The sequence below is a fragment of the Candidatus Pelagibacter sp. genome (genome assembly GCF_052048095.1).
Taxonomy (GTDB): domain Bacteria; phylum Pseudomonadota; class Alphaproteobacteria; order Pelagibacterales; family Pelagibacteraceae; genus Pelagibacter.
Map to the genome: position 1 here is coordinate 679,670 of NZ_JBNAKG010000001.1, position 20,995 is coordinate 700,664.

13 protein-coding genes are annotated in these 20,995 nt (G+C 29.9%); 6 read left to right on the forward strand and 7 right to left on the reverse strand.

Going from position 1 to position 20,995, the window contains the following annotated elements:
• The first annotated feature begins 89 nt into the window (after positions 1-89).
• Complete coding sequence (locus ACTT9P_RS03530; RefSeq protein ID WP_440909314.1) at positions 90-8,855, forward strand: autotransporter-associated beta strand repeat-containing protein; 8,766 nt, start codon at positions 90-92, stop codon at positions 8,853-8,855.
• Here ACTT9P_RS03530 and ACTT9P_RS03535 read toward each other — a convergent pair.
• Positions 8,852-9,688, reverse strand: a complete 837-nt coding sequence (locus ACTT9P_RS03535) for an AAA family ATPase (protein WP_440909315.1) — start codon at positions 9,686-9,688, stop codon at positions 8,852-8,854. The two genes, ACTT9P_RS03530 and ACTT9P_RS03535, sit on opposite strands and share 4 nt — an antisense overlap.
• 49 nt (positions 9,689-9,737) lie before the next feature.
• Here ACTT9P_RS03535 and ACTT9P_RS03540 point away from each other — a divergent pair, with 49 nt between their 5' ends.
• Together ACTT9P_RS03540 and ACTT9P_RS03545 are read left to right on the forward strand one after the other, a co-directional pair.
• On the forward strand, positions 9,738-10,382 hold the full coding sequence (locus tag ACTT9P_RS03540; RefSeq protein ID WP_440909316.1) for a hypothetical protein: 645 nt from the start codon (positions 9,738-9,740) through the stop codon (positions 10,380-10,382).
• Positions 10,382-11,446: a putative zinc-binding metallopeptidase gene (locus tag ACTT9P_RS03545; protein WP_440909317.1), complete on the forward strand. Its 1,065-nt coding sequence runs from the start codon at positions 10,382-10,384 to the stop codon at positions 11,444-11,446. Before ACTT9P_RS03540 ends, ACTT9P_RS03545 begins: the two co-directional genes overlap by 1 nt.
• On the opposite strand, the gene ACTT9P_RS03550 is transcribed toward ACTT9P_RS03545, so the two are convergent.
• Genes ACTT9P_RS03550 through ACTT9P_RS03560 form a run of 3 tightly spaced genes read right to left on the reverse strand, consistent with a single transcriptional unit; the run spans position 11,443 to position 14,442 of the window.
• The gene (locus ACTT9P_RS03550; RefSeq protein ID WP_440909318.1) at positions 11,443-13,140 is read right to left on the reverse strand and encodes a tetratricopeptide repeat protein; all 1,698 of its coding nucleotides are present in this window, start codon (positions 13,138-13,140) and stop codon (positions 11,443-11,445) included. The genes ACTT9P_RS03545 and ACTT9P_RS03550 overlap by 4 nt on opposite strands.
• 33 nt (positions 13,141-13,173) lie before the next feature.
• Positions 13,174-13,914, reverse strand: a complete 741-nt coding sequence (locus tag ACTT9P_RS03555; RefSeq protein ID WP_440909319.1) for a prepilin peptidase — start codon at positions 13,912-13,914, stop codon at positions 13,174-13,176.
• Between the two features lie 15 nt (positions 13,915-13,929).
• Positions 13,930-14,442, reverse strand: a complete 513-nt coding sequence (locus tag ACTT9P_RS03560; RefSeq protein WP_440909320.1) for an STAS domain-containing protein — start codon at positions 14,440-14,442, stop codon at positions 13,930-13,932.
• Between the two features lie 38 nt (positions 14,443-14,480).
• Here ACTT9P_RS03560 and ACTT9P_RS03565 point away from each other — a divergent pair, with 38 nt between their 5' ends.
• Positions 14,481-15,221 (forward strand): zinc-ribbon domain-containing protein, encoded by a 741-nt coding sequence (locus tag ACTT9P_RS03565; RefSeq protein ID WP_440909321.1) that lies wholly within the window; start codon positions 14,481-14,483, stop codon positions 15,219-15,221.
• Here ACTT9P_RS03565 and ACTT9P_RS03570 read toward each other — a convergent pair whose 3' ends face one another.
• Positions 15,222-15,899: a hypothetical protein gene (locus tag ACTT9P_RS03570; protein ID WP_440909322.1), complete on the reverse strand. Its 678-nt coding sequence runs from the start codon at positions 15,897-15,899 to the stop codon at positions 15,222-15,224.
• Between the two features lie 66 nt (positions 15,900-15,965).
• Here ACTT9P_RS03570 and ACTT9P_RS03575 point away from each other — a divergent pair, with 66 nt between their 5' ends.
• Positions 15,966-17,624: a hypothetical protein gene (locus tag ACTT9P_RS03575; RefSeq protein ID WP_440909323.1), complete on the forward strand. Its 1,659-nt coding sequence runs from the start codon at positions 15,966-15,968 to the stop codon at positions 17,622-17,624.
• Here ACTT9P_RS03575 and ACTT9P_RS03580 read toward each other — a convergent pair.
• Together ACTT9P_RS03580 and ACTT9P_RS03585 are read right to left on the reverse strand one after the other, a co-directional pair.
• Positions 17,613-18,317, reverse strand: coding sequence for a glycosyltransferase (locus ACTT9P_RS03580; RefSeq protein ID WP_440909324.1), 705 nt, complete (start codon positions 18,315-18,317; stop codon positions 17,613-17,615). The two genes, ACTT9P_RS03575 and ACTT9P_RS03580, sit on opposite strands and share 12 nt — an antisense overlap.
• Positions 18,310-20,223 carry a hypothetical protein gene (locus ACTT9P_RS03585; RefSeq protein ID WP_440909325.1) on the reverse strand — a complete coding sequence of 638 codons (1,914 nt, stop codon included), beginning with the start codon at positions 20,221-20,223 and terminating at the stop codon, positions 18,310-18,312. Before ACTT9P_RS03585 ends, ACTT9P_RS03580 begins: the two co-directional genes overlap by 8 nt.
• A 169-nt stretch (positions 20,224-20,392) precedes the next feature.
• Here ACTT9P_RS03585 and ACTT9P_RS03590 point away from each other — a divergent pair, with 169 nt between their 5' ends.
• Positions 20,393-20,995 carry a pilin gene (locus tag ACTT9P_RS03590; RefSeq protein ID WP_440909326.1) on the forward strand — a complete coding sequence of 201 codons (603 nt, stop codon included), beginning with the start codon at positions 20,393-20,395 and terminating at the stop codon, positions 20,993-20,995.

Consider the following 20,995-nt stretch of genomic DNA (forward strand, 5'->3'; position numbering starts at 1 on the left):
ATATATAGTTGAATTTGATATAAATAAAGCAGTTTTATTAAGACTTTAAAACAGTTTAATTCAAAAATTAAGATCAAGAAATTTAAAAAGTGAGCACTTTTAATTTAAAAATTATAGTTAAGATACCTTTAGTTTTTTTGTTATTTTCATTGCTAACTATCAATCATTCACACGCAATTGATATTAATTGGACAATCAATAGCAACACTACAATAAGTTCTACTACTTGGAACAATAATGCATCCAATCAATCTTCAGCATGTCAATCATCTAACTATAGAAGTAGCACAGATTGTTTGCAGACAAGATTTGACAATTACAACATAACAGGGAGCAATACACTTACTTTAAATATAACATCTAACTTATCTTATAATAATTATAGCTCATTGCTTCAGCCTAGTATAACTGACTCAAGTGCAAATGTGATTTCAGGAACTGGTGGTCTAACTAAAACTGGTTCTGCAACATTAGATTTAATGGACTCTCAACTTACTTATACTGGAAGAACTCGTATTAACGCAGGTACTTTAAGAGCAAGTAGCGCTAATACTTTATCTGATACAACGCGAGTTAGTGTTTCGAGTGGTGCAACTTATGATGTAGATGGTTCAGATACTGTAGGTTCAATTGAAGGTGCTGGAACAATTGATATTGCAAGTGGAGTTACTTTAACTGCTGGTGATGGAACGAATAGAACTTTCTCTGGAAGTGTGACTGGTTCTGGTATTTGGAATAAATCAGGTTCTGGCCGGTTAACTACTACAGGTTCAAATCCATTTAATGGTACAATTAATATTAACGCTGGTACGTTCAGAATTACTAGTACATCCGGCACAAGTTCTCAGAGAGTAAATGTTTTAAGTGGTGCTACTTTAGATTTAGACGATAAAAATTTTCAATCTAATACGAGAGTAATTACAATTGAAGGAACAGGAGTTGGAAATGTTGGGGCTTTGTATCTTTCTGACGGTGGATCAGATAATACAGCGTTTAATAATTCAACAATTCAATTAAATGCAGATGCAAGTATTGGTGCAGCTTCTGGTGATACTTTAAGATTGTATGATGGAGATGCTAATACAGTAATTACAAGCCAAGGTTCAGAAAATAACAGTTTAACTATTACAGGCTTGGGAAAAGTTCAAGTTGAAGATGATATAAATCTTGGAAGTGGAAATATTACAGTTGGAAGTAATGCAACTTTAGAAATGCAAGGAAATTCAGGTAATACTATAGTTGGCATTTCTGCTGGAACAGTGACAGTCAACGGTACAATGATTTTAGATAGTCATGATGTATTTGGTAATCACATAGCATCATCCAGACCCACAATGGTTATTAATGGAACTTTAACGAATGCGACAGGTCACATAAATATGTTAGGGGCAACCACTTTGAGTGGAGCCACTATAAATATGTCACAAGGACATTCTGCAGGAGGAAGAACACTTGGAATTGTTTTTGATGATAATGTTACAGTATCAGGTTCTAGTGCATCTACTGTTTCAAGTTCTGGTACAGCTGTTATTGGTTTAACTTCAAATAATGCATCTGGAAGTAGAGATGTTACTTTTGATGTTGGAAATGTTGCAAGTGGCACTGATTTAACAATTAGTGCTGCAATCGAAAATGGTGTTGGTTCAACTTATCCTAATGCTGTTGCTTCTGGTTTAATCAAAGATGGAGCAGGAACAATGAGTTTATCTTCATCTTCAAATACTTTTACTGGTAGTACAGTTGTAAGAGCTGGAACTTTGATAGTTACCAGTTTATCATCTTCTTCAACAGTAACATTAACAGATAGTTCAACAACAAGTTCAGATACTCCTCAACTTTTAATACCGTTAACGACAACTTTAGCATCTGATATTGTTGTTGCAAATAACAGTACAGCAAGTAATCCAGTAATTGGATCTTCAGGTAGTGGTTTTAACAATGCTTTCTTTAGTGGAGATATAACTTTAAACAGAAATGTTACTTTCCATGATGCTGGAACCGATAGAACAACTTTTACTGGTAAAATTAGTTCATCAAATAATGATATTACAATAACTGGTACTAGAGTTACTTTAGACAACGACTCTAACTCTATTAGTGGAGCAACATTTGATGTTACAGATGGTTCAATTCTTCAATTAAACAATGAAGAAGTAATAGGTTCAAGTTCTACCTTAAATACTGTTGATCTTAATTCAACAGGTAAACTTTATATTAACGGAGGAACTGGTAGCAGCTTTTATGTAGGAGGTCTTACAGGTTCAGGTGGAACAGTTCAGAGAAATACAGGTGGCACAGAAACAATAAACATAGGTAACAATAATGATAACTCATTTGGTGGTGTTATTAGTGGCTCAGATCGAAATGGAAGTGCTGCAACAATAAATGTTGTAAAGGTTGGTAGTGGAATTCAAACTCTATCAGGCACTAATACTTATACTGGAAATACTACAGTTTCTGCTGGAACGCTTGAAATATCAGGAACTTTAGGGTCAGGAGATTATGCTGGAGACATATCTAATTCAGGAACTTTGTCATTTTCATCAAGTTCTGACCAAGATTTAACAGGAGATATTTCAGGAACTGGAGCTTTAACAAAGTCAGGAACAGGTGAACTTAAATTATTAGGATCAAATACTTACACAGGTACTACAACAATTAATGCTGGCACTTTAAGATTAGCAGGAACTTCTTCTAATACAGCAACTTTAGGACAAACTAATGTGACTGTTAATAGCGAAGGAAGATTTATTATTGATAACTACTCATCTATAAATGGAAACGCAACTATAGATATTAATTCTGGTGGTGAGATGAGAGTAAAACGAGATCTCTCAAACAATATCACTATATCTGGTGGAGGTAATACATCCTCTGTTACCAATAAGGGTGCAATAATAAATACAAGTGGAAATAATACTTATTCAGGACTTATTACTCTTGATGGAAATGCAACTATTGCTGCAAACTCTAATAATATGACGTTTAATGTAAGTTCTGGAAATTCTTTTACTGGGACTGGAGATTTAACTTTTGATACATCTAGTAATACAATTACGGTTTCAGATCCAATTGCTGTTACAGGAAATGTGATTAAAGAAGACAGTGGAACTTTAGTTCTTGCTGGAACAAACTCTTATTCTGGAAGTACTACAATAAGTGGAGGTACTTTAAATTTAACTGGCTCTTTACCAAACACAACTGCATTGACAGTAGCAACAGGTGCATTGTTTGATACTAGCAATCATGAAACAGTAGGTTCAATTGCAGGAGCAGGTACTATTGATATTGGACATAAAACTCAGTTAACAGTTGGGGGTGATAATACTTCAACAACATTTTCAGGAGTAATAAGAAGTGACAGTGGATCAGGTACTGGAGGAATTACAAAGCAAGGGACTGGCACACTAACTCTTTCTGGAACTAATACATTTTCAGGACCGGTAAATATTTCTGCTGGTACGGTTGCTGTAACTGCAAATGATGCTTTAGGGGATACTGGTAACATCACAAATATTTCATCAGGTGCTACTCTTGATTTACAAAACGTAAATTATTCAACAACAGAGACAGTACGAAGCTCAGGTACTATTTCAACATCAACAGGTACTAGTACTTTAGCTGGAAGTGTTGCGCTAGATGGAAATTCAATTGTAGACGTTGATGGAACACAATTAACTCTAAGTGGTGCTGTAAGTGGTAGTAATAATTTAGAAAAAACTGGAGATGGTATTGTAATACTATCTGGCACAAACACATATACCGGAAATACAACTATCTCTGCTGGAACTTTAAGAATTACAGGTACTTTAAATAGTTCGACAAATGTTTCTGTGAGTTCCGGAGCTACTTTTGATGTAGATGCATCAAATACTATAGGTTCTATCTCTGGTTCAGGTATTATTGATATAACTAATTCTACAACATTAACGTCTGCTTCTGGAAGCAATACGACTTTTGGTGGAGTTATCCAAGGATCTGGAAGTTTAACTAAATCTGGCTCTGGAGCTTTAACTTTATCTGGAACAAATACTTATTCAGGTAACACAAGAATTTCTGGTGGTTCAGTAATACTAACAGGAGCTTTATCAAACTCTACTTCTTTAACAGTTGCATCAAGTTCTTCATTAGATCTTCGAACAACCCAAACAATAGCTGGTTTAAATTTAGACGGAACAATTAGTAATGGCACAGGATCTTCATCTTTAATTGTTTCTGGAACTTCTGACATAGGTGGCAATATCACAACAACTGGTACGCAAACTTATAGAGGTGCAACTACATTGAGTGCTGCAAATACATTAACAACTACTAATTCAAGTATTACTTTTGGTAATACAGTAAACTCAAATAGTAGCGCAAGAGATTTAACATTATCAGTTGGAAGTGGGTCAGTTCAATTTTCAGGTATAGTAGGAGCAACTAATGCTTTAGCAAATATAGATATAACAGGTGCACTGGACTTAGATGCTTCAATTTCAGGTGCAACAACATTAGCTGTATCAGGTACATCAAATATAGGCGCAAATGTAACAACAACAGGAACACAATCATATTCTGGTACAACAACACTTTCTGGTGGAGATAGAACACTACAAGGTTCAACAGTTACACTCGCTGCCGTAACAGGTGGATCGAACGCTTTAACAGTTACTGGTAATTTAGACTTGGATGGCGCTATATCAGGAGTAACTGATTTATCAGTATCAGGGACATCAAATATAGGCGCAAATGTAACAACAACAGGAACACAATCATATTCTGGTACAATAACTATTTCTGCAAGCTCAACATTAAACGGTACAGGAATTACAGCAGCCGCGATAGTCTTAGATGATAATTTGAAACTAACTAACAGTAATTCTTCATCTGTGAGTGGAGTAATTTCAGGAACTGGTAATTTAAGAAAACTAGGTTCTGGCGCATTAACACTAAGTGGAACTAATACATATTCTGGATCTACAACAATTAGTAACGGAAGGTTAACTGTTTCAGGAACTTTAAATGATAACACTATTGTATCAGTAGCTTCTGGTGCTGTTTATGATGTTGATGAAACTGATGAAATAGGAAGTGTATTTGGTGCTGGTAACATTGAAATTGCTAGCTCAAAAACATTAACAACTGGTGATGCTGATGGATCATCAACTACAAGAACTATCAGTGGTATTATTTCTGGTGCTGGTGGTTTTACAAAAAAAGGCGAGGGTAGATTAAACTTAACTGGTGACAGTACTTATACAGGAACAACTTCAATTACAAATGGTCAATTAAGACTTCAAAGTGGATCTTCTATTGACTCGACAACAATAAATGTCTCTGGAGATGGAAGATTATATTTAGAATCTGAAGATGCTTTAGTAAGCACAACCAATATTACTTTAAATGGAGCAGCGTCTAGACTTTATGTTGCTGAAGACAATACTGTAAATACAGTTTCAGGAGCTGGTGCAATTCATATTCAAAGTGATAATATTTTAACTGTCACAGATATTTCATCTCACACAGGTAAAGTTAAAGGTCAAGGAGATATAGTTATAGCAGCATCTCATACTCTTGGTGCATTTATCGATACCACAGACAGCTCAAATGACAATATTAACACAAGAATATCCGGTGCTAGCACTACTGTAACAATGGCAGCCTCTAATTTTTTACCTGATGATGAAGATCTTACTGTAGAAAATAGTGGTACTTTAAATTTAAATTCAAACACTGACACTGTAGCTAATGTAAATTTAACTTCAGGTACAATTAGTGGAGGAACTATTAATGCTTCTAACCAACACACTGTAAGTTCAGGAACAATTGCTTCAACAGCAACACTAGGTGGAGCTGGAGCATTATCTAAAACTTCATCAGGTACAACAACTTTTGCAGGTACAGGAAGTTATTCTGGAGCTACTACAGTATCAGCTGGAACTTTAACAGTTACTGGTGCTCTTTCTAATACTACTGGAGTTACATTAAGTGGTGGTACTATGAATTTAAACTCAACTTCAGCAGTTAATTCAAGTGCTGATATGACTGTAAGTTCAGGCTCACTTAATGTTAATGAAAATACTACTGTAGCAGATTTTACTTCAAGTAGTGGAACAACAACAACAATTGCAAACGGAAGAATGCTGACAGTTAATCCAGGTACAGCTAATAATGATATTTATGGTTTAGCAGGGTCTGGTGGGTTTAAAAAAATGGGATCTGTAAGATCTATTTTAAGAGGAACACATAGTTACACAGGTGAGACAAGAGTTACAGAAGGAATTTTACAGTTAGCTTCAGGAGGAAGCATTAATTCATCAACTGATCTTATCATTGAAAGTGGAGCAGAATTTGATCTAGATGAAAGTATTACAGCAGCATCATTAGCTGATGCTGGTAATGTAGATGTTGCAAGTTCTAAAGTTTTAACAATTAATGGTTCTGGAGAAAAAACATTTACAGGGAGATTAAGAGGTAGTGGAGGATTTACATACTCAGGTTCAGGTGTAATGACTTTTAGAGGCAATAATGATATCTCAGGTCCTATAGCATTTAACAGTGGTACAATTTATGCTGGTACAGCATCAGACTCTGCTACAACAATTTTTTCAAATAATATAACACTTGCTGGTGCAACATTAGGTGGTGGAGGTAAACTAGGAGGTAATGTAACATCAACCGGTGGTTCTTTGGCACCTGGAAATAGTATTGGAACATTGACCATTGATGGTAATCTTACTTTAGATAGTTCTTCAACAACTACAATGGAGTTTGATCCTTCAAACTCCGATTTAATAATTGTTAATGGAGATATTTCGTTAGATGGTTCATTAGTTTTAGAACCAGCTTCAGGAACTTATTCGGCAGGAGTTTATACTTTAATTGATGGAAATAGTGGATCAGGAAATACATTGTCAGGAACATTTGCATCAACTACTGTTAATAATTCCAGCAATATTTCTGGCTTTACAACATCAATTTCTTATGACACGAGTTTAAGAAGAGTATTTCTTACACTTGGTGAGGCTAGCGTTGATACAGTGAAAAGTAAAACGACTATTTCTGGCTTTAAAGACATAGCAGAAATTTTCGATACAAATACAGCTTCTAAATTTGTAAGTGTAAAAAATCATCTTACAGATAGTGGTACAGATACAGCAACAGTAAATAAAGAACTAGAAAAATTAAAAGGTACAGTTTTCACAACTGCTTATGCTCAACCTGCATTAAATCACGGTCACTTTAATAGAGCTTTAAATAACGTTACATCAACTAATATGAGCACTTCTTTGGTAAGTAATTTTGCAAACACAACCGATGAACTTACATTGGCTTCTTTACAAGAAGCAGGTTTATTTGGAAAAAAAGAAAATTATGATGAATACTTTGATTATTCAGATCAATCCGTTTTAGGGTTCATAAAAAATAACAAAAATAAATCATTACTAAATGATTTTAGATCAGATGACTCAGCTACATTTATTAGAACATACGGAACAACTGCAAATAGAGACAATATTGGAACATCATACACAGGTTACAAATCAGAGACAGCAGGTATTCTTTTTGGTCAACAATTCAAAAATGATGATAATAAATTTACAGGTTATTCTTATGGTTTTACAGGAACAGACACAGATTATAAAAATAGTTATGGTAATTCAAAAACATATTCAATGCATGCATCATTATTTAGACAAATCGATAAAGAAGATTATGGTATAAATTTAATTTCGGGAATGTATGTTTCTAAAACTGAGAGTGAAAGAAATGTAGTTATCTCTGGTGCATCAATTAACGATAAATATTTGTCAGATTACTGGGATATAGGTTTTAACCAAGAAGCACAGTATATTAAAAAATTTGAATTTGCAGGTTTAAATTTAGCACCATCAGCAAAAATTAATTCTACGTATGTTATAAAAAGTGATACAGAAGAAACAGGTGGTGAACTTGCTTTAACAATTGAAAATGACAATTTATTTATCGTAAAACCTGAAATTGGACTTTCTGTTGGAAAAGATACCAGCCAAAAAGATGAAATTTCCAATGAGTTTAACATAGCAATGTTTGCTTCTAAAGATCACTTTCTAGAAGGAACGACATCTAAAGCGAGATATACATCAGGATCGTCATTTAATGTGGACATGCCAAGAAATGATGAAATTTATTATTCGCTAGGTCTGGGTTATAATTTTTTAAATAAAGAAACTGACACTAGCTTAATGGCTAATGTATTTTTAATGCAAAATGAACATAGTGATATGGACTCTAATATATTTTCATTCACTTTTAGAAAACTATTTGGTGAGTTTGGTAAGGGAAGAGTACCACCTGTTATAGCCAAGAAATCTGAAGAAGATATTATTAAAGTTATTTTACCTGATGAAACAACTAACAAAACTGTAATTAAAGAGGGAGAAAAATCTTTAGAGCAATTAGAAGAAAATATTGAAATTGTTTTAAAAGAAAATCCTACAGAAGAAGAGGTAGGAGAGGTTTATAGAAGTTTGAGTGATGGTTTAATTACAAAAAGAAAACTTACTGTAAATGATGTATACAATAATCTAGCTGCTAACTGTTACGCCGTTGAAAACAATTTAGTTCAATTAGTTAATTACTATAATAAACTTCAGTTATATAAAATCTTAGATAAGTGTAACAAACTTTCAGAACCTAAAGTTCATTTAATTGCAGAAAGACTTCATCAAATACAATTAGATGAAACAACTAAACTGCAAGAATTATATTATGGCTATCTTAGAATTTTGAATTATGTTCCTTACATTACTTTCATAGCATTTATAATATTAGCTTATGAATTTGTAAGAAGTTATATTGTTGCTCATTTTAGATCTCGAAGATCGATTTAACCAAAGTTATTTATTGCATTTTCAACATCTTCTTTTTTAATCATCATTAAATCTATCTTAGTTTTGTTTTCTTTTTGTTGTAGTCTTAATGATTGATATTGAATACTACTTTCAAATAATCTTCTAGCATCTCTTGCATTTGAATATGTATCTCCTGTCATTTCTATTAGCTTTTTACAAGAATTTTTAACTGTTACACTGGCATCATTTGCAATCATATAATTACTATCACGACACATTTTATAAAATATTTGGTAAAGCTCTAAATCATTATAATTTTCAAAATTAATATTTTTTTTAAATCTTGAAGCTAATCCTGCATTTGCATTTATAAAATCTTTCATTTCTTTTTCATAACCTGCCACAATTACTATTAATCTATCCCTATAATCTTCCATATATTTTAACAACTCATCGATTGCCTCTTGACCATTATCGTTTGGATCTTTTTTATTAATAAGAGTGTAAGCTTCATCTATAAACAAAACATTATCCAAAGCTTGATTGTATTTGTCAGCTGCCCTTAAAGCAGTTTTACCTTTTTCAGCAACCACTAAATCACTTCTTGTAACTTCAAAGAGTTTTCCACCTTGGATTAAACCAAGATCTCTATAAATATTTGCCAGTATTCGAGCTACTGTTGTTTTACCTGTGCCTGGGTTTCCAGAAAAAATTAAGTGTAAAGTAAGTGCTGGACCATCTCCCAAACCCTGTTCTTGTCTTTCTTTAGAACTTTGTAAATAAGCAACTAATGCTTTTACTTCATTCTTTACTTTTTTTAGACCAGGTAATTTATTAATCTCATCTAAGTTTTTTTGAAGTGTTTCGGTCATTGATTTATTTTAATTTATTAGTTAATTATTAATGTATTGTTTTAAATAAATGAACATATTAATTCAAATATTTTTATTAATTTTTCTATTTAACGTAAGTGCTTTTTCAGGTGAGTCGGGAGAATTACCGGGTCAAGAATCTCAGCAACCTAAAGAAGATACAGAGGTAGTTGAAGAAATTTCTGAGGAAACAGAAGGAATGAATGTTTCTAATGTTGATGATCTGTTAGAACCAAAAGATATCAATGAAATAAACTTACCAAAAAATAGATTAGTAGAAATTTTTGATCAATATTTTTTAGAAGAAATTAATCTTAATAAATTAGTTGTAATTGGTGAATGCGAAAAAAATACTACTGAAGGAAAATGTTATGTAGTTGAACCTTCCAAATTATCAAATCACTTTAATAACTATTACTTTTATACGAATGCAAATAATCAAGTTTATTCAATAATAGCATTTAATGACAAAAAACAAGGTGACCTAAATAAATGTAAAGAAAAAATAAATTTGTGGCGAGATTATTTTAACAGATACGATTTAGAAGAAAAAAAACCAACAGATAATAGTTTAAATTTTGTTATGACAGATGCGCCACAACAAAATAGTCTTGAAGTATTTGCTTCTTGTTATACAGAAAAACTTAGAGACATCTCATCTAGCTTTAGTATTAAATTTTATAAAAATATTTAATGAAAGTTTTAATTATTTTAATAATAATTATTTCTTTTAATAGTGATTTAAATGCTGGTAATATCACTGAGCAAGTAAGAAAGTCTTATGAAGAAAGAGCCAATTTCATAAAAGATTACATTTCAACAATAAAAGAAAATAGAAAAAAAGATAAAAAGTTTAAAGGCAGTGTTGTAGAGTCTGTTTCGGGAAGATTATTTACTCGGTGGGGGCCATTTTCTCAAAAAACGTTAGACAAAAATGCTTTAGATGATTGTAAAGAGGCTGGTGAACTAGATTGTCTTGTAAGATTCCGTACACTCACAAAAAATTCAAACTATAATAGATATGCTAAGTATGATAGTTCAAAGAAAAGTTTAAAAGTTTTAGGTGAATTCATAAAATCAAAAAAAATATTTACAACAAGAGGAATAGATGTCCTGATAAGTGAAGAAAATTTTAAAAATAGTAGAAATTTTTTTTGCGGCAAAACCAAATCAAATTATAGAGAAGTTGTAAGTTATTTAGTTAAAGAAATAGAAATTTATCCGTTAAGTTTTATAAAAAATTCTGGTCTCAAATATGTAATGATTTGTGAAAAAATTGAAGATGAAGAATTGGGATTTGAACCAGGAGGATTAGCTCCTGGGCATGTTGATCAATCACCAGGAGTTTTTTATTTAAATTTATCAATTTTAAATAAATATAAAAATCCAAAAATTAAAAAAGAAACCGTTAAACTTTTGTTTCACCATGAATATTATCACATAATAGACTCTTCATTATCCTTGATGCAATTAGATGAGAAATGGGAAAAGATAAATAAAGTTCCTTATACAAATAGATCAATGTTAGATGGATGGGGTATAGATACATCGGTTGAAGGTTTTATATCTGAATATGCAAGAAATAATTCTGCAGAAGATAAGGCCGAATTATTTGCATTTATGATTTCTGAGCATAAAAAATTTAAACAAGCTGTATCCAAAGATAAAGTTTTGTTAAAAAAATCAAAATTAATGATTTCTAGGCTCAAAGGAATTTCACCTGAGATAAATAAAAATTTCTGGAAAAAATTAAACTAGCTACTTCTTAGTTCGGTAATATTTTTAATAAGTTCAGAACAGTCTTTTTCAACTCTAGAAAACACTTCTTGCCAATCACCTTGCCTTCTCTGTCTGTAAATTCTAAAATTGTCATACCATATTGTTTCATCTTTAGAATTTAACCATCTCCAATCTGATACTTTTGGTAATAATAACCACGTTTGAGTACCCAATGTTCCTGCCAAATGAGCAACAGAAGTGTCTGTTGTAATTACTAGATCTAGATATTTTATGATTGCCGCAGAGTCTAAAAATTTTTTTGAGCCAGTATCCATCAACATATCGTAACTAATTATATTTTTTTGTAATTGTAATTTTTCAATATCAGATACAGCAGCACCTTTTTGCAAACTAATAAAACTTGCAGCTTTATCTGAGACTATATTTTTAAAATAATCTAAAGTAACAGAATTACTAGCAACTCTAGGGTTTGTTTTGCTGCCCTGCCAATTTAACCCTATTTTAATTTTGTCATCTAATGCGATTAATGTTTCCCATTCCAATAATTTATTATCATTAATTTTTAAAATAGATGGAAGAGGGCAATTAGCTGTTAAATCAGGTGTTAATAAATAAATTAAATTTTGGAGGGGAACCCAATAATCAAATTCTTGAAAATCATTGTCTAGACCTACAATTTCCTCAATATGTATCATGTCCTCAAAGAAATGGTGCAGTTCTTCCTGACATTTAAAAATAATTTTACAGTTTAACTGACTTAAAATTTCAAGGTATCTCGAGAACTGCAATGTATTCCCAAGACCATCATCTGCAATAACTAATATCTTTTTGTTTTCAACATTTTGTCCATTCCAAATTAAATTCTTTTTATCAAGAACAGATTGAAAATTTTTATCCTCATATATTCTATAATTATATTCTTTAAATCCTTCTTCAAAATTTGCCATTGATAACAGGGTTGATCCTAAACTAACTTTAGCTCTATAGAAGTTAGGTTTTAATTCTGAAGTTTTTCTATAAGCTTCAATTGCTTCTGTGTATTTTCCAGAATTAAGTAAAGTATTCGCGAAGTTAAATTGAACCTCGTATGAGTCTGGTTTTGACTTGACTGCTCTTTGATGACTAATGATAGCATCTTCATATTTATGTTGCAGGTAAAACAGATTACCAAGATTACTTAGTATAATGTGATTACTTGGATTGTTAATCAAACCTTGCTGATAAACTTTGATTGACTCGTCATATTCTAATTGTTCTTTATAAAGTGTTGCTAGACTTAAATATGGTTTTATATCTTTAGGGTCTATTTTTATTGCAGCATTATAACAGTCTATTGCTTTATCAATTTTTTTACTTTGCTCATAAACTAAACCCAAACTTAAATATCCTGCAATATATTTAGGATCATGAGCCAATAAATTTGTTAATATTTTTTCTGCTACAGGAAGATTATTTAGTAAAAAAATATTTGTACCTATTCTATTAAGAGCTTTAGTATCAAAACTTCTATCTAAAGAGGAAAAATAATACCAAATTGATTTATCAAAATTATTTTGTCTGTAATGGATATCGCCTATTAAATTATAAATTTCATGATTATTTGGATCATGTTTTAATAAATTAAAAGCATTTTGCTCTGCTAACCCATATTGGTTGTTATCTAATAGTTGATAATTTTTTTTTATATTTTGAGTTATTAAAGTTCTATCCATTTTTCACGAATCACTTATTTTTATATTATATCTTTAGATAAGATTATAAAAGAGTGATCCGAATGAAGGATATAACGCTGAGGCCAAGACTATAAAACAACCGTATGGAATTTGAAAATCTTTATTTTTTTTATAGCAATAAATAAATATTGAGCCCACAATTGCTCCAACTATTGCAGAGCTTGCTAAAATTAAATAAATTGATTCTATTCCAAGCCAAATACCAACCATTAAAAATAATTTTGCATCTCCTAAACCCATACCTTCAATCTTTCTAATTTTAAAAAATAAAAACCTAATAGAATAAATTATTAAATAACCAATTATTCCTCCAATGATTGAGCTTTGGATATCCACGTTGAAAGGATTAAAATTAAAAAAAGTTATCACCAAGCCAATAAAAGATATTGGAAAAGTTACTTTATCTAAAATTAAATAATATTTTAAATCTGTAAAAAAAATGATTAACAAGCTTGAATAAAAAATAATATAACCAACAAATTCAAAACTTAATCCATATTTAAAGTACGAATATACAAATAGACATGCGGTTGAAAGTTCTACAATTAAATAACTTATACTTATTTTAGCTTTACAATTTCTGCATTTACCTAGGTTGAAAATAAACGAGAGTATTGGAATGTTTAAATAAAAAGGTATCTGATATTTACATGAAGTACAAAATGAACTTTTTGAGACAACATCTAAATCATTAGGTAATCTGTAAATGCAAACGTTGTAGAAACTGCCGAATATTGATCCAATAGAAAACAAAAAAAAGGTTAACACTTACCTTTTGAATTTAATCTTATCACCATCGTCATCATCTCTTTTGATGCTTGGTTGAGTTTCCTCTGTATCGTTACTTTCCGTTTGTGTTTGCTCAGCTGGTTGAGTTTCTTCTGATGATGATGTTAAATCAACGTTTTCACTTGCTTGAGGCTCTGGTTCAGGAGCAGGAGCAGGTTCTGAACCTCCTTCGATTGCATCTTGGCCAGTGACACTTTTTATTGTGAAAAATTTATCTAAATGCGCTAACTGTATCACTTTCATTACTTCATTACTCACATCAGTTAGACTAAATTCTTTAGAATTACTTTTTGAAAGTTGCATACCTTCAACTAGAGCAGCAATACCTGATGAGTCTATATATTTGACCGCAGACATATGCACTTCAACTGATTTCACTTTGTCAATTAAATCTTTAATATTCTCTCTAACTTGCGGTGACTTGTCTAAGTCAATTTCATCAGAAAGAATTAATATTCCTGTGTTTCCGTTAATTTTTTGTTCGATAGACATAAGGCTTTTTTTATATTATTAATTTTATATTACAACATATGATTATCAACTGTATTTGTGGAAAAAAGAAGTTTAAATTAGCCGATGAGCTAATGCCATCTGAAGGCTCAAAAGTACGTTGTGGATCATGCTCAGAAGTCTGGTTTTATCATCCTAATCAAGGAAATTTAGCAGAAACAGAAGAAACTCCAAATTTAGAAGAACCTATTGTTCAAAATGATTATCAAGAGGAAACAAAATCAGAACCAAATTACAATCAACCTTCATCTAATATTTCTGAAGAACAAACAGCTCATCCTTCTGAGGAATTACTTCCAGATGTAGAGGGAGAAGAGTTGTTAGATAAAGATTTATTTAAAGATAGTGAAATTGAAGAAGATAATTCTAACAAGGTATCAGAATTCAAAATTTTTTCAGAAGAAGATAGTGATCTTCCATCTAAAGAAGAGATGGATAAAAATTTAGATAATCTAAAAATCGAAAGAGACAAAAATCTTAATTTTTTTCAACGTCTATTCAAAAGAGATAGAATACGTGATGCTAGAAATGCATTAAAAAAAAAACACGAAGAAGAAAAATATGAAGAAAAATCAGAAGTTGATGTTGGAAGAAGGACAAGGTTATTATTTTATCTCTTAATTCTCTTATCAATTGTATTTTCAGTTACAATTGTGCCTATGAGAGAAGATATCTCTGCGGCATTTCCTTTTATGAAAAGTTATTTAGAATTCCTTGTGCCAGTATATGAGCACATAAAAGTACCATTAAAACTTCAATAGTTATTCAGTTTTTTTCTCAGGATTATCTTCTGGTTTAGTTTTATCCTCTTCTTTTGCAAATTGTTCTATAATTGATGCTTTATCTTTTAAAAGTTTTTCTTTGCCAGGAAAAACATAAACTCCAATTTTACCTTCTGCTCTAACTTTATTAGAGATTGGACTTTCTCTTTCTATAGTTTCTTCAACTATATTAATTTTAAAACCAGTGTCTGAAATATTTTTTTTTAATTTTGTTAAATTTTCAAAAGTGCTTAAGAATTGATATTCGACATAATTTACAGCATATATTTTTCCTAAACCATCTGCTTTACCTTCATTTAAACTATTTATTTGAACATCAAATTTTGTAGCCATACCAGAGATAGAATTTTTGAAATTTTGAAATTCAGTAGGAGACATGAACTTCATTATTTCTTGAATATATTCATACTCAGCTTTATTGACATCCTTACCTACCTTAGCCATCTCAATAACGATATTATCAGACTGTTCTCTAACTCCACCCGAACCCGCTATTAGCTGTGCTTGTTTAGATAGCTGTATAGAAGTGTAGATTTCTCCAAAGATTAAAGTCAAGAAGGATACGATCATAACAGTAAAACCAACAACGACAAATTTAGATTTATCTCTTAGCGATTCGTCTTCAACTGCTTTGGTATTTTTGTTAGATCCAAACATTATAATTTTTTACTATCATTAACGGGTTTGATAAACTGTTAATGATTCGTACTTTAAATTTATTATATGGAAAAAACCCCAAATTACATCAAAAAAACCCTAGATGAAGTTAAGGTTGAATTGCTAAAAGATAAAAAACTTCAACTATCAAGAAAGCTTTATGTGCAAAAACTTAAAGAGATTTTTAGCAAACAAGTAATTGATTTAAAGGATGGAGTTCAGGCAAAACTTTCATCTACAGGCACTAACGAGTCTGTTGTATTATCATCTTCAGATACTACTTCGGTAAAAAAAACACCTATAAGAAATAGCAATAAAAATAATAAAGTTATCTTCTTAAATAACGAAATTATAGATCAAAATCTAAATGATATTGAAGAGGCTAATAATGAACTTTTTAATATGAATGAAAATGTAATTGAACTCAAAGATGAAATTCAAAGTAACGACCAAAAAATTATTGAACTGATAGAGGAAGTAGATGAAATAATCAATTTAACTGAAGAAGTTGCTGATACTGTAACAGCCTCTACCGATATAGCAAATGACGAAACATTAAATACAGAAGAAATACCTTCAGACGTTAGTAACGAAAATAATGACTTTACCGATCTAGAGGAGGATTTTGAAAATATTGATACACATGAAGCTGATCCAGATAGTGAGGAAATGCCATTAAATGAAGAATTAGAGACAACTAATAACGATGCAACGTATGTAAATGATGCTTTAGCAGAGGATACTTTAGAAAAAGTGAGCTTATCAAATGAACAAATTGATTTGTTAAGCGCTAAAATAAATGATTTAGACTTAAATAGTTCAGAATTAACAGAAAAATTAGATGAATTGTTAAATCAAAAAAATCTTTTTTCTGAAAAGTTTAATGACGAATTAGATATCAAATTAACCGAAGCATTAAATAGATCAGAAGAAAATTTAGAGGGCAAAATCAATAATATTAATGATACTTATCATCAGGAGTTTTCCAAATATGAAGATGAAGCAAGCAAGAACTTTGCAAATTTAGAAGATCAAATTGGGCAATTAAACTTACAATTAGATAAAATTACTGATTTACAAGATTACAATTTAAAAATTGAAAACTCTTTAAATAACTTAAATAATAAAATTGAAGAAACTTTAGATAAAATTTCCTTATATAAAAATGAAACAGATGAAAAGTTTAATCAAATTCATCAAAAAATTGACAATATGGAGCCTGAACTTGTTAATAAAATTGTAGAGAAAGAAAGAAACAAATCAGAGTCTGAAAAACTGCAAGATAAGTTTGATCAAATGTCAAAAATTATGGATATGCAAAATATGAGAATGTTACAAATGTATCATTCCTCTGAACTTCAACACAGTCATTCAATTCTGCAGAAAAATATGGAAAGCGGAAAAGGAAAGCCTGAACAAAAAATAAATCCAGAGTTTATATCTGAAGAATTAAAAAAAGAAGTTTTTCCAAAAATTCAAAAAGAAATGGACAAACAATTTAACTTGTTAAAAGAACAATTATCAGAATATGAAATTAAAAGTGTTCTTGATAAAATTGGCTCTACAGATTTGAACAAGGAGTTTAAGAAACCAACCAAAAAATTCAGTAATTTTTTCGATGCAAAAAAATATGTTAAAAATTCAATATCAAAAAAATCTCGAGATTGGATAAAGAATAATGATATTGCTATTGATGAAATAGCCAAAAAACTTTTAGATAAATAATTTTTTAATCAAACTTCTAAAATAAAATTCAATTAATATAAAAAGTATTTTCGAATTCATTTTACTTTCATTTTCATATCTTCTTTGAAAATCAATATAAAAATCTCTCACTTTTAAATTACCTTTAGAATTAATCAATATGTCAGCTAATATTTTAAATCCTCTACCAAAGTAATTATTTTTGTTTTGTGAATATATTTCTTTTTTAAAAAGAAAAAAACCACTCATAGGATCATTAGTTTTGATATTAAATATTTTGAATAAAAAAATTAAGATGACAGATGCATATCTTCTAAATTCTGATAAACCTTTATTTTTACCTGCTGTAAGTTTTCTCGCACCTATCACAATATCACAATTGTTTACAAATATTTTTAACATTTTAGAAATATATTTAGGATCATGTTGAAGATCAGCATCCATAATTAAGATATTTTTATATTTAGCCTTTTCTATGCCATCAAAGCAGGATTGCGTAAGGTCTCTGTTTTTTTTTCTCAAGACAGGTTTAAAAAATTTAAATCTTTTAGACAATGTTAAAAGAATTTTTTTACTATTATCTTCGGAGTTATCATCAACATAAATGATTTCAAATCTAATTTTTTTTAAATTTTTTATTAACTTATGTGTTAATTTTGAAATATTCTTTTCTTCATTCAGCGCTGGTATTATTATGCTAATTTCATTATTCATTATTATTTTGAATGCTACTAGCTAATATATTATTAGATGTTTCCCTCAAAAAGGGGTTTATCTCAATTGCATCTAAATATAATTTTGATGCATCCTCTATAAGGCCCATTTTTTTTAATGTAATAGCAGCATTATACAATGCTGTAGCATGCATAGGATTAATAACATTTGCAGTTTTGAAATATTCTAAAGCTTTCTCTTTTTCATCCATGTAAAAATGAACTTTACCAAGTTCAAAATACAAATCATCTAAAGGGGGATCTAAAAAAGTAACTCTTTTATTTTCTTTTTTCATTCTTACCTCAAGATCATCATAATGATCAAAAATTTCTTTTAAAACACTTTGTGCCTTTTTATACTCTTCATGAACAGTATAAAATCTAGCTAATGTAAATTTTCTTGGAGGATCATCTTCAAAGTTTTTTGTGAATTCATTTTCAAAAAAATCAATACCTTTTTCATTTTTTTCATAAATATAAAATCTTAAAAATTCCAAAATAGCTTTTTCGAAAGATGTATCTAATTGGTAAAATTGATAAAGATTAAAAATATATGATTTCATATCATCTACTAAAATAGAATTTTTGATATTTAAGGTAAAAGCATATCTATGGACATTCTTTGGGCTATTTTCGTCAATTTGATCCATGAAGATAAAGTTATTTTTGTAAACTAGACTTCTATCAACCAAAATAAAAATACAAAAAAATAAAATTAAAGAATAAAATCCTGATATAAATACATTTAAATATTTCTTTTTAGTAAGGTTTTTAAAAAACCAAATAAAAATTATTGAAACTGCAACAACCGAAGAATATTGATATCTTTCAGCTAAGTTGGATATTAAAGGAAATCCATACTCGATTACTCCAAAAAGTATTGGTAGAAATAAACTTGCACAAATCCAAAAAAAACTGATTAGCAATATAGGGTCTTTTTTTATCCAAAAAAAATAAAATGATATAAATCCAAAAATTATAAATACAGAAAATAAAATTACTGATGAAAAAATATTATAATTTTCTGCATTCACATAAATATGTTCATACGGAAAAAATAATCCAATTAAATAAAATTTAAGAGACGTTAAAAAGTAAAATATGAATTTATAAAGATCACTAAAAAAATTTAGATTATTTTCTTCTGTAAAAATATTTCTTAAGTAGTAATAGATAAAAAAAGTAATTGCTAATAAAACAAAAATATCGAAATTTCTTTTAAAGTTTTCTTTAAGATTAACACTATGAAAATTAAGCAAAAAAATTGTTAAAGGAATCAAACCTGCAAGATAAACTGTTGTTAATTTTGAACATAACGAGAAAAAAAAAAGTAAAGAAATGAAAAAATAATTAATTATTTTTTTTTCATAAGTATGTCCAATACAATAAATGAATGTTAGTAAACCAAAGAATAAAGCCAAACTTTCATTTCTTGTTGTAATATTAAATATTATTTGTGATGTGATGGGATGAAATAAAAAAATAAGAGACGCTAAATATGCGAAAATATTGTCTTTTAATTCATTTTCAATTTTTAAAATTTTTTTTAAAAACAGATAAACAAGAAATGAATTTGTTACATGTAAAAACATGTTAGTAAATTTTGCAATCTTTGCATTTGAAATTTCAAAATTATTGAAATTAACTAAAAAAGTTAAAAAATTATCTAATTCATGTGATAAAAAATAAATCGGATAAAAGTGAAATTTTGCGTAAAGAAAGCTTGAAATTAGCTTAGCATCTCCTGGTGATTTTATAACCCTATCAACTAAAGCAAAATCGTCATATGTTCTTCCATAATTTAAAGTCTCTCCAAAAAAAAAGAAAAACAACGAAAAAGATATCAAGTATATTGCATATTCAAAAAGCTTAATTTTATTGTTACTTAATAGCATTAATTGTTTCATAACGTATTTTTTTTAAAAAAAAATGGATTTCATCAGTTTTTTTAATGAGCAAAAACCACTAATTTTTTTAGTTTTTTTTCATAAAAATGACGAAATTTTATCATTTACAAGGTTAAAAATATGATTAGAAGAACAATAAATATATATATTAATTAAAGGATACATAATTATGAAAAAACTACAAAAAGGTTTCTCACTTGTAGAGCTTCTGGTTGTTGTTGCAATTATTGGAGTTTTAGCAGGTGTTGGGATCGTGGGTTATCAAAGTTATACAGACTCAGCAAAAAGCAGAGTAGGTATAGCCAACTTTAACTCAGTTAAAAGATTTACTGAAACAGAGTTAACTCTTTTAAACAATAATATCCAGACTGTATCAGGTGCATTAAGTGCTGCAGCTACTGCCAGCTCATGTACTACAGGTTTGTCACCATTTACAATTTACAGTTCTGATATGGAAGATTTTGTAAGGGGTTTAACTTGTTACTTTGCAACAGATGGATATGGAAATGCATTTAAAAATCCATTTGATGCTGGTGGCGGACACCAAGTGGTATTCTCTGGAGCTCCTGCTTCAATGAAAAAAGGAAATATCAACGTAAGGTTCTTTGCTGGTGCTAACCAAACAACTAATGGTGCAGAAGTTCCTGTATCGTCTTTAGTTGCAGCAGGTGGATCATCTGGTTATTTCTTAATTGAGTACTATACAGCTGATGGAGCTGCTGGTGCGGGAAGCACAGGTGAATACAAAGCTAAAGCTTTCCAACTTAAGTAA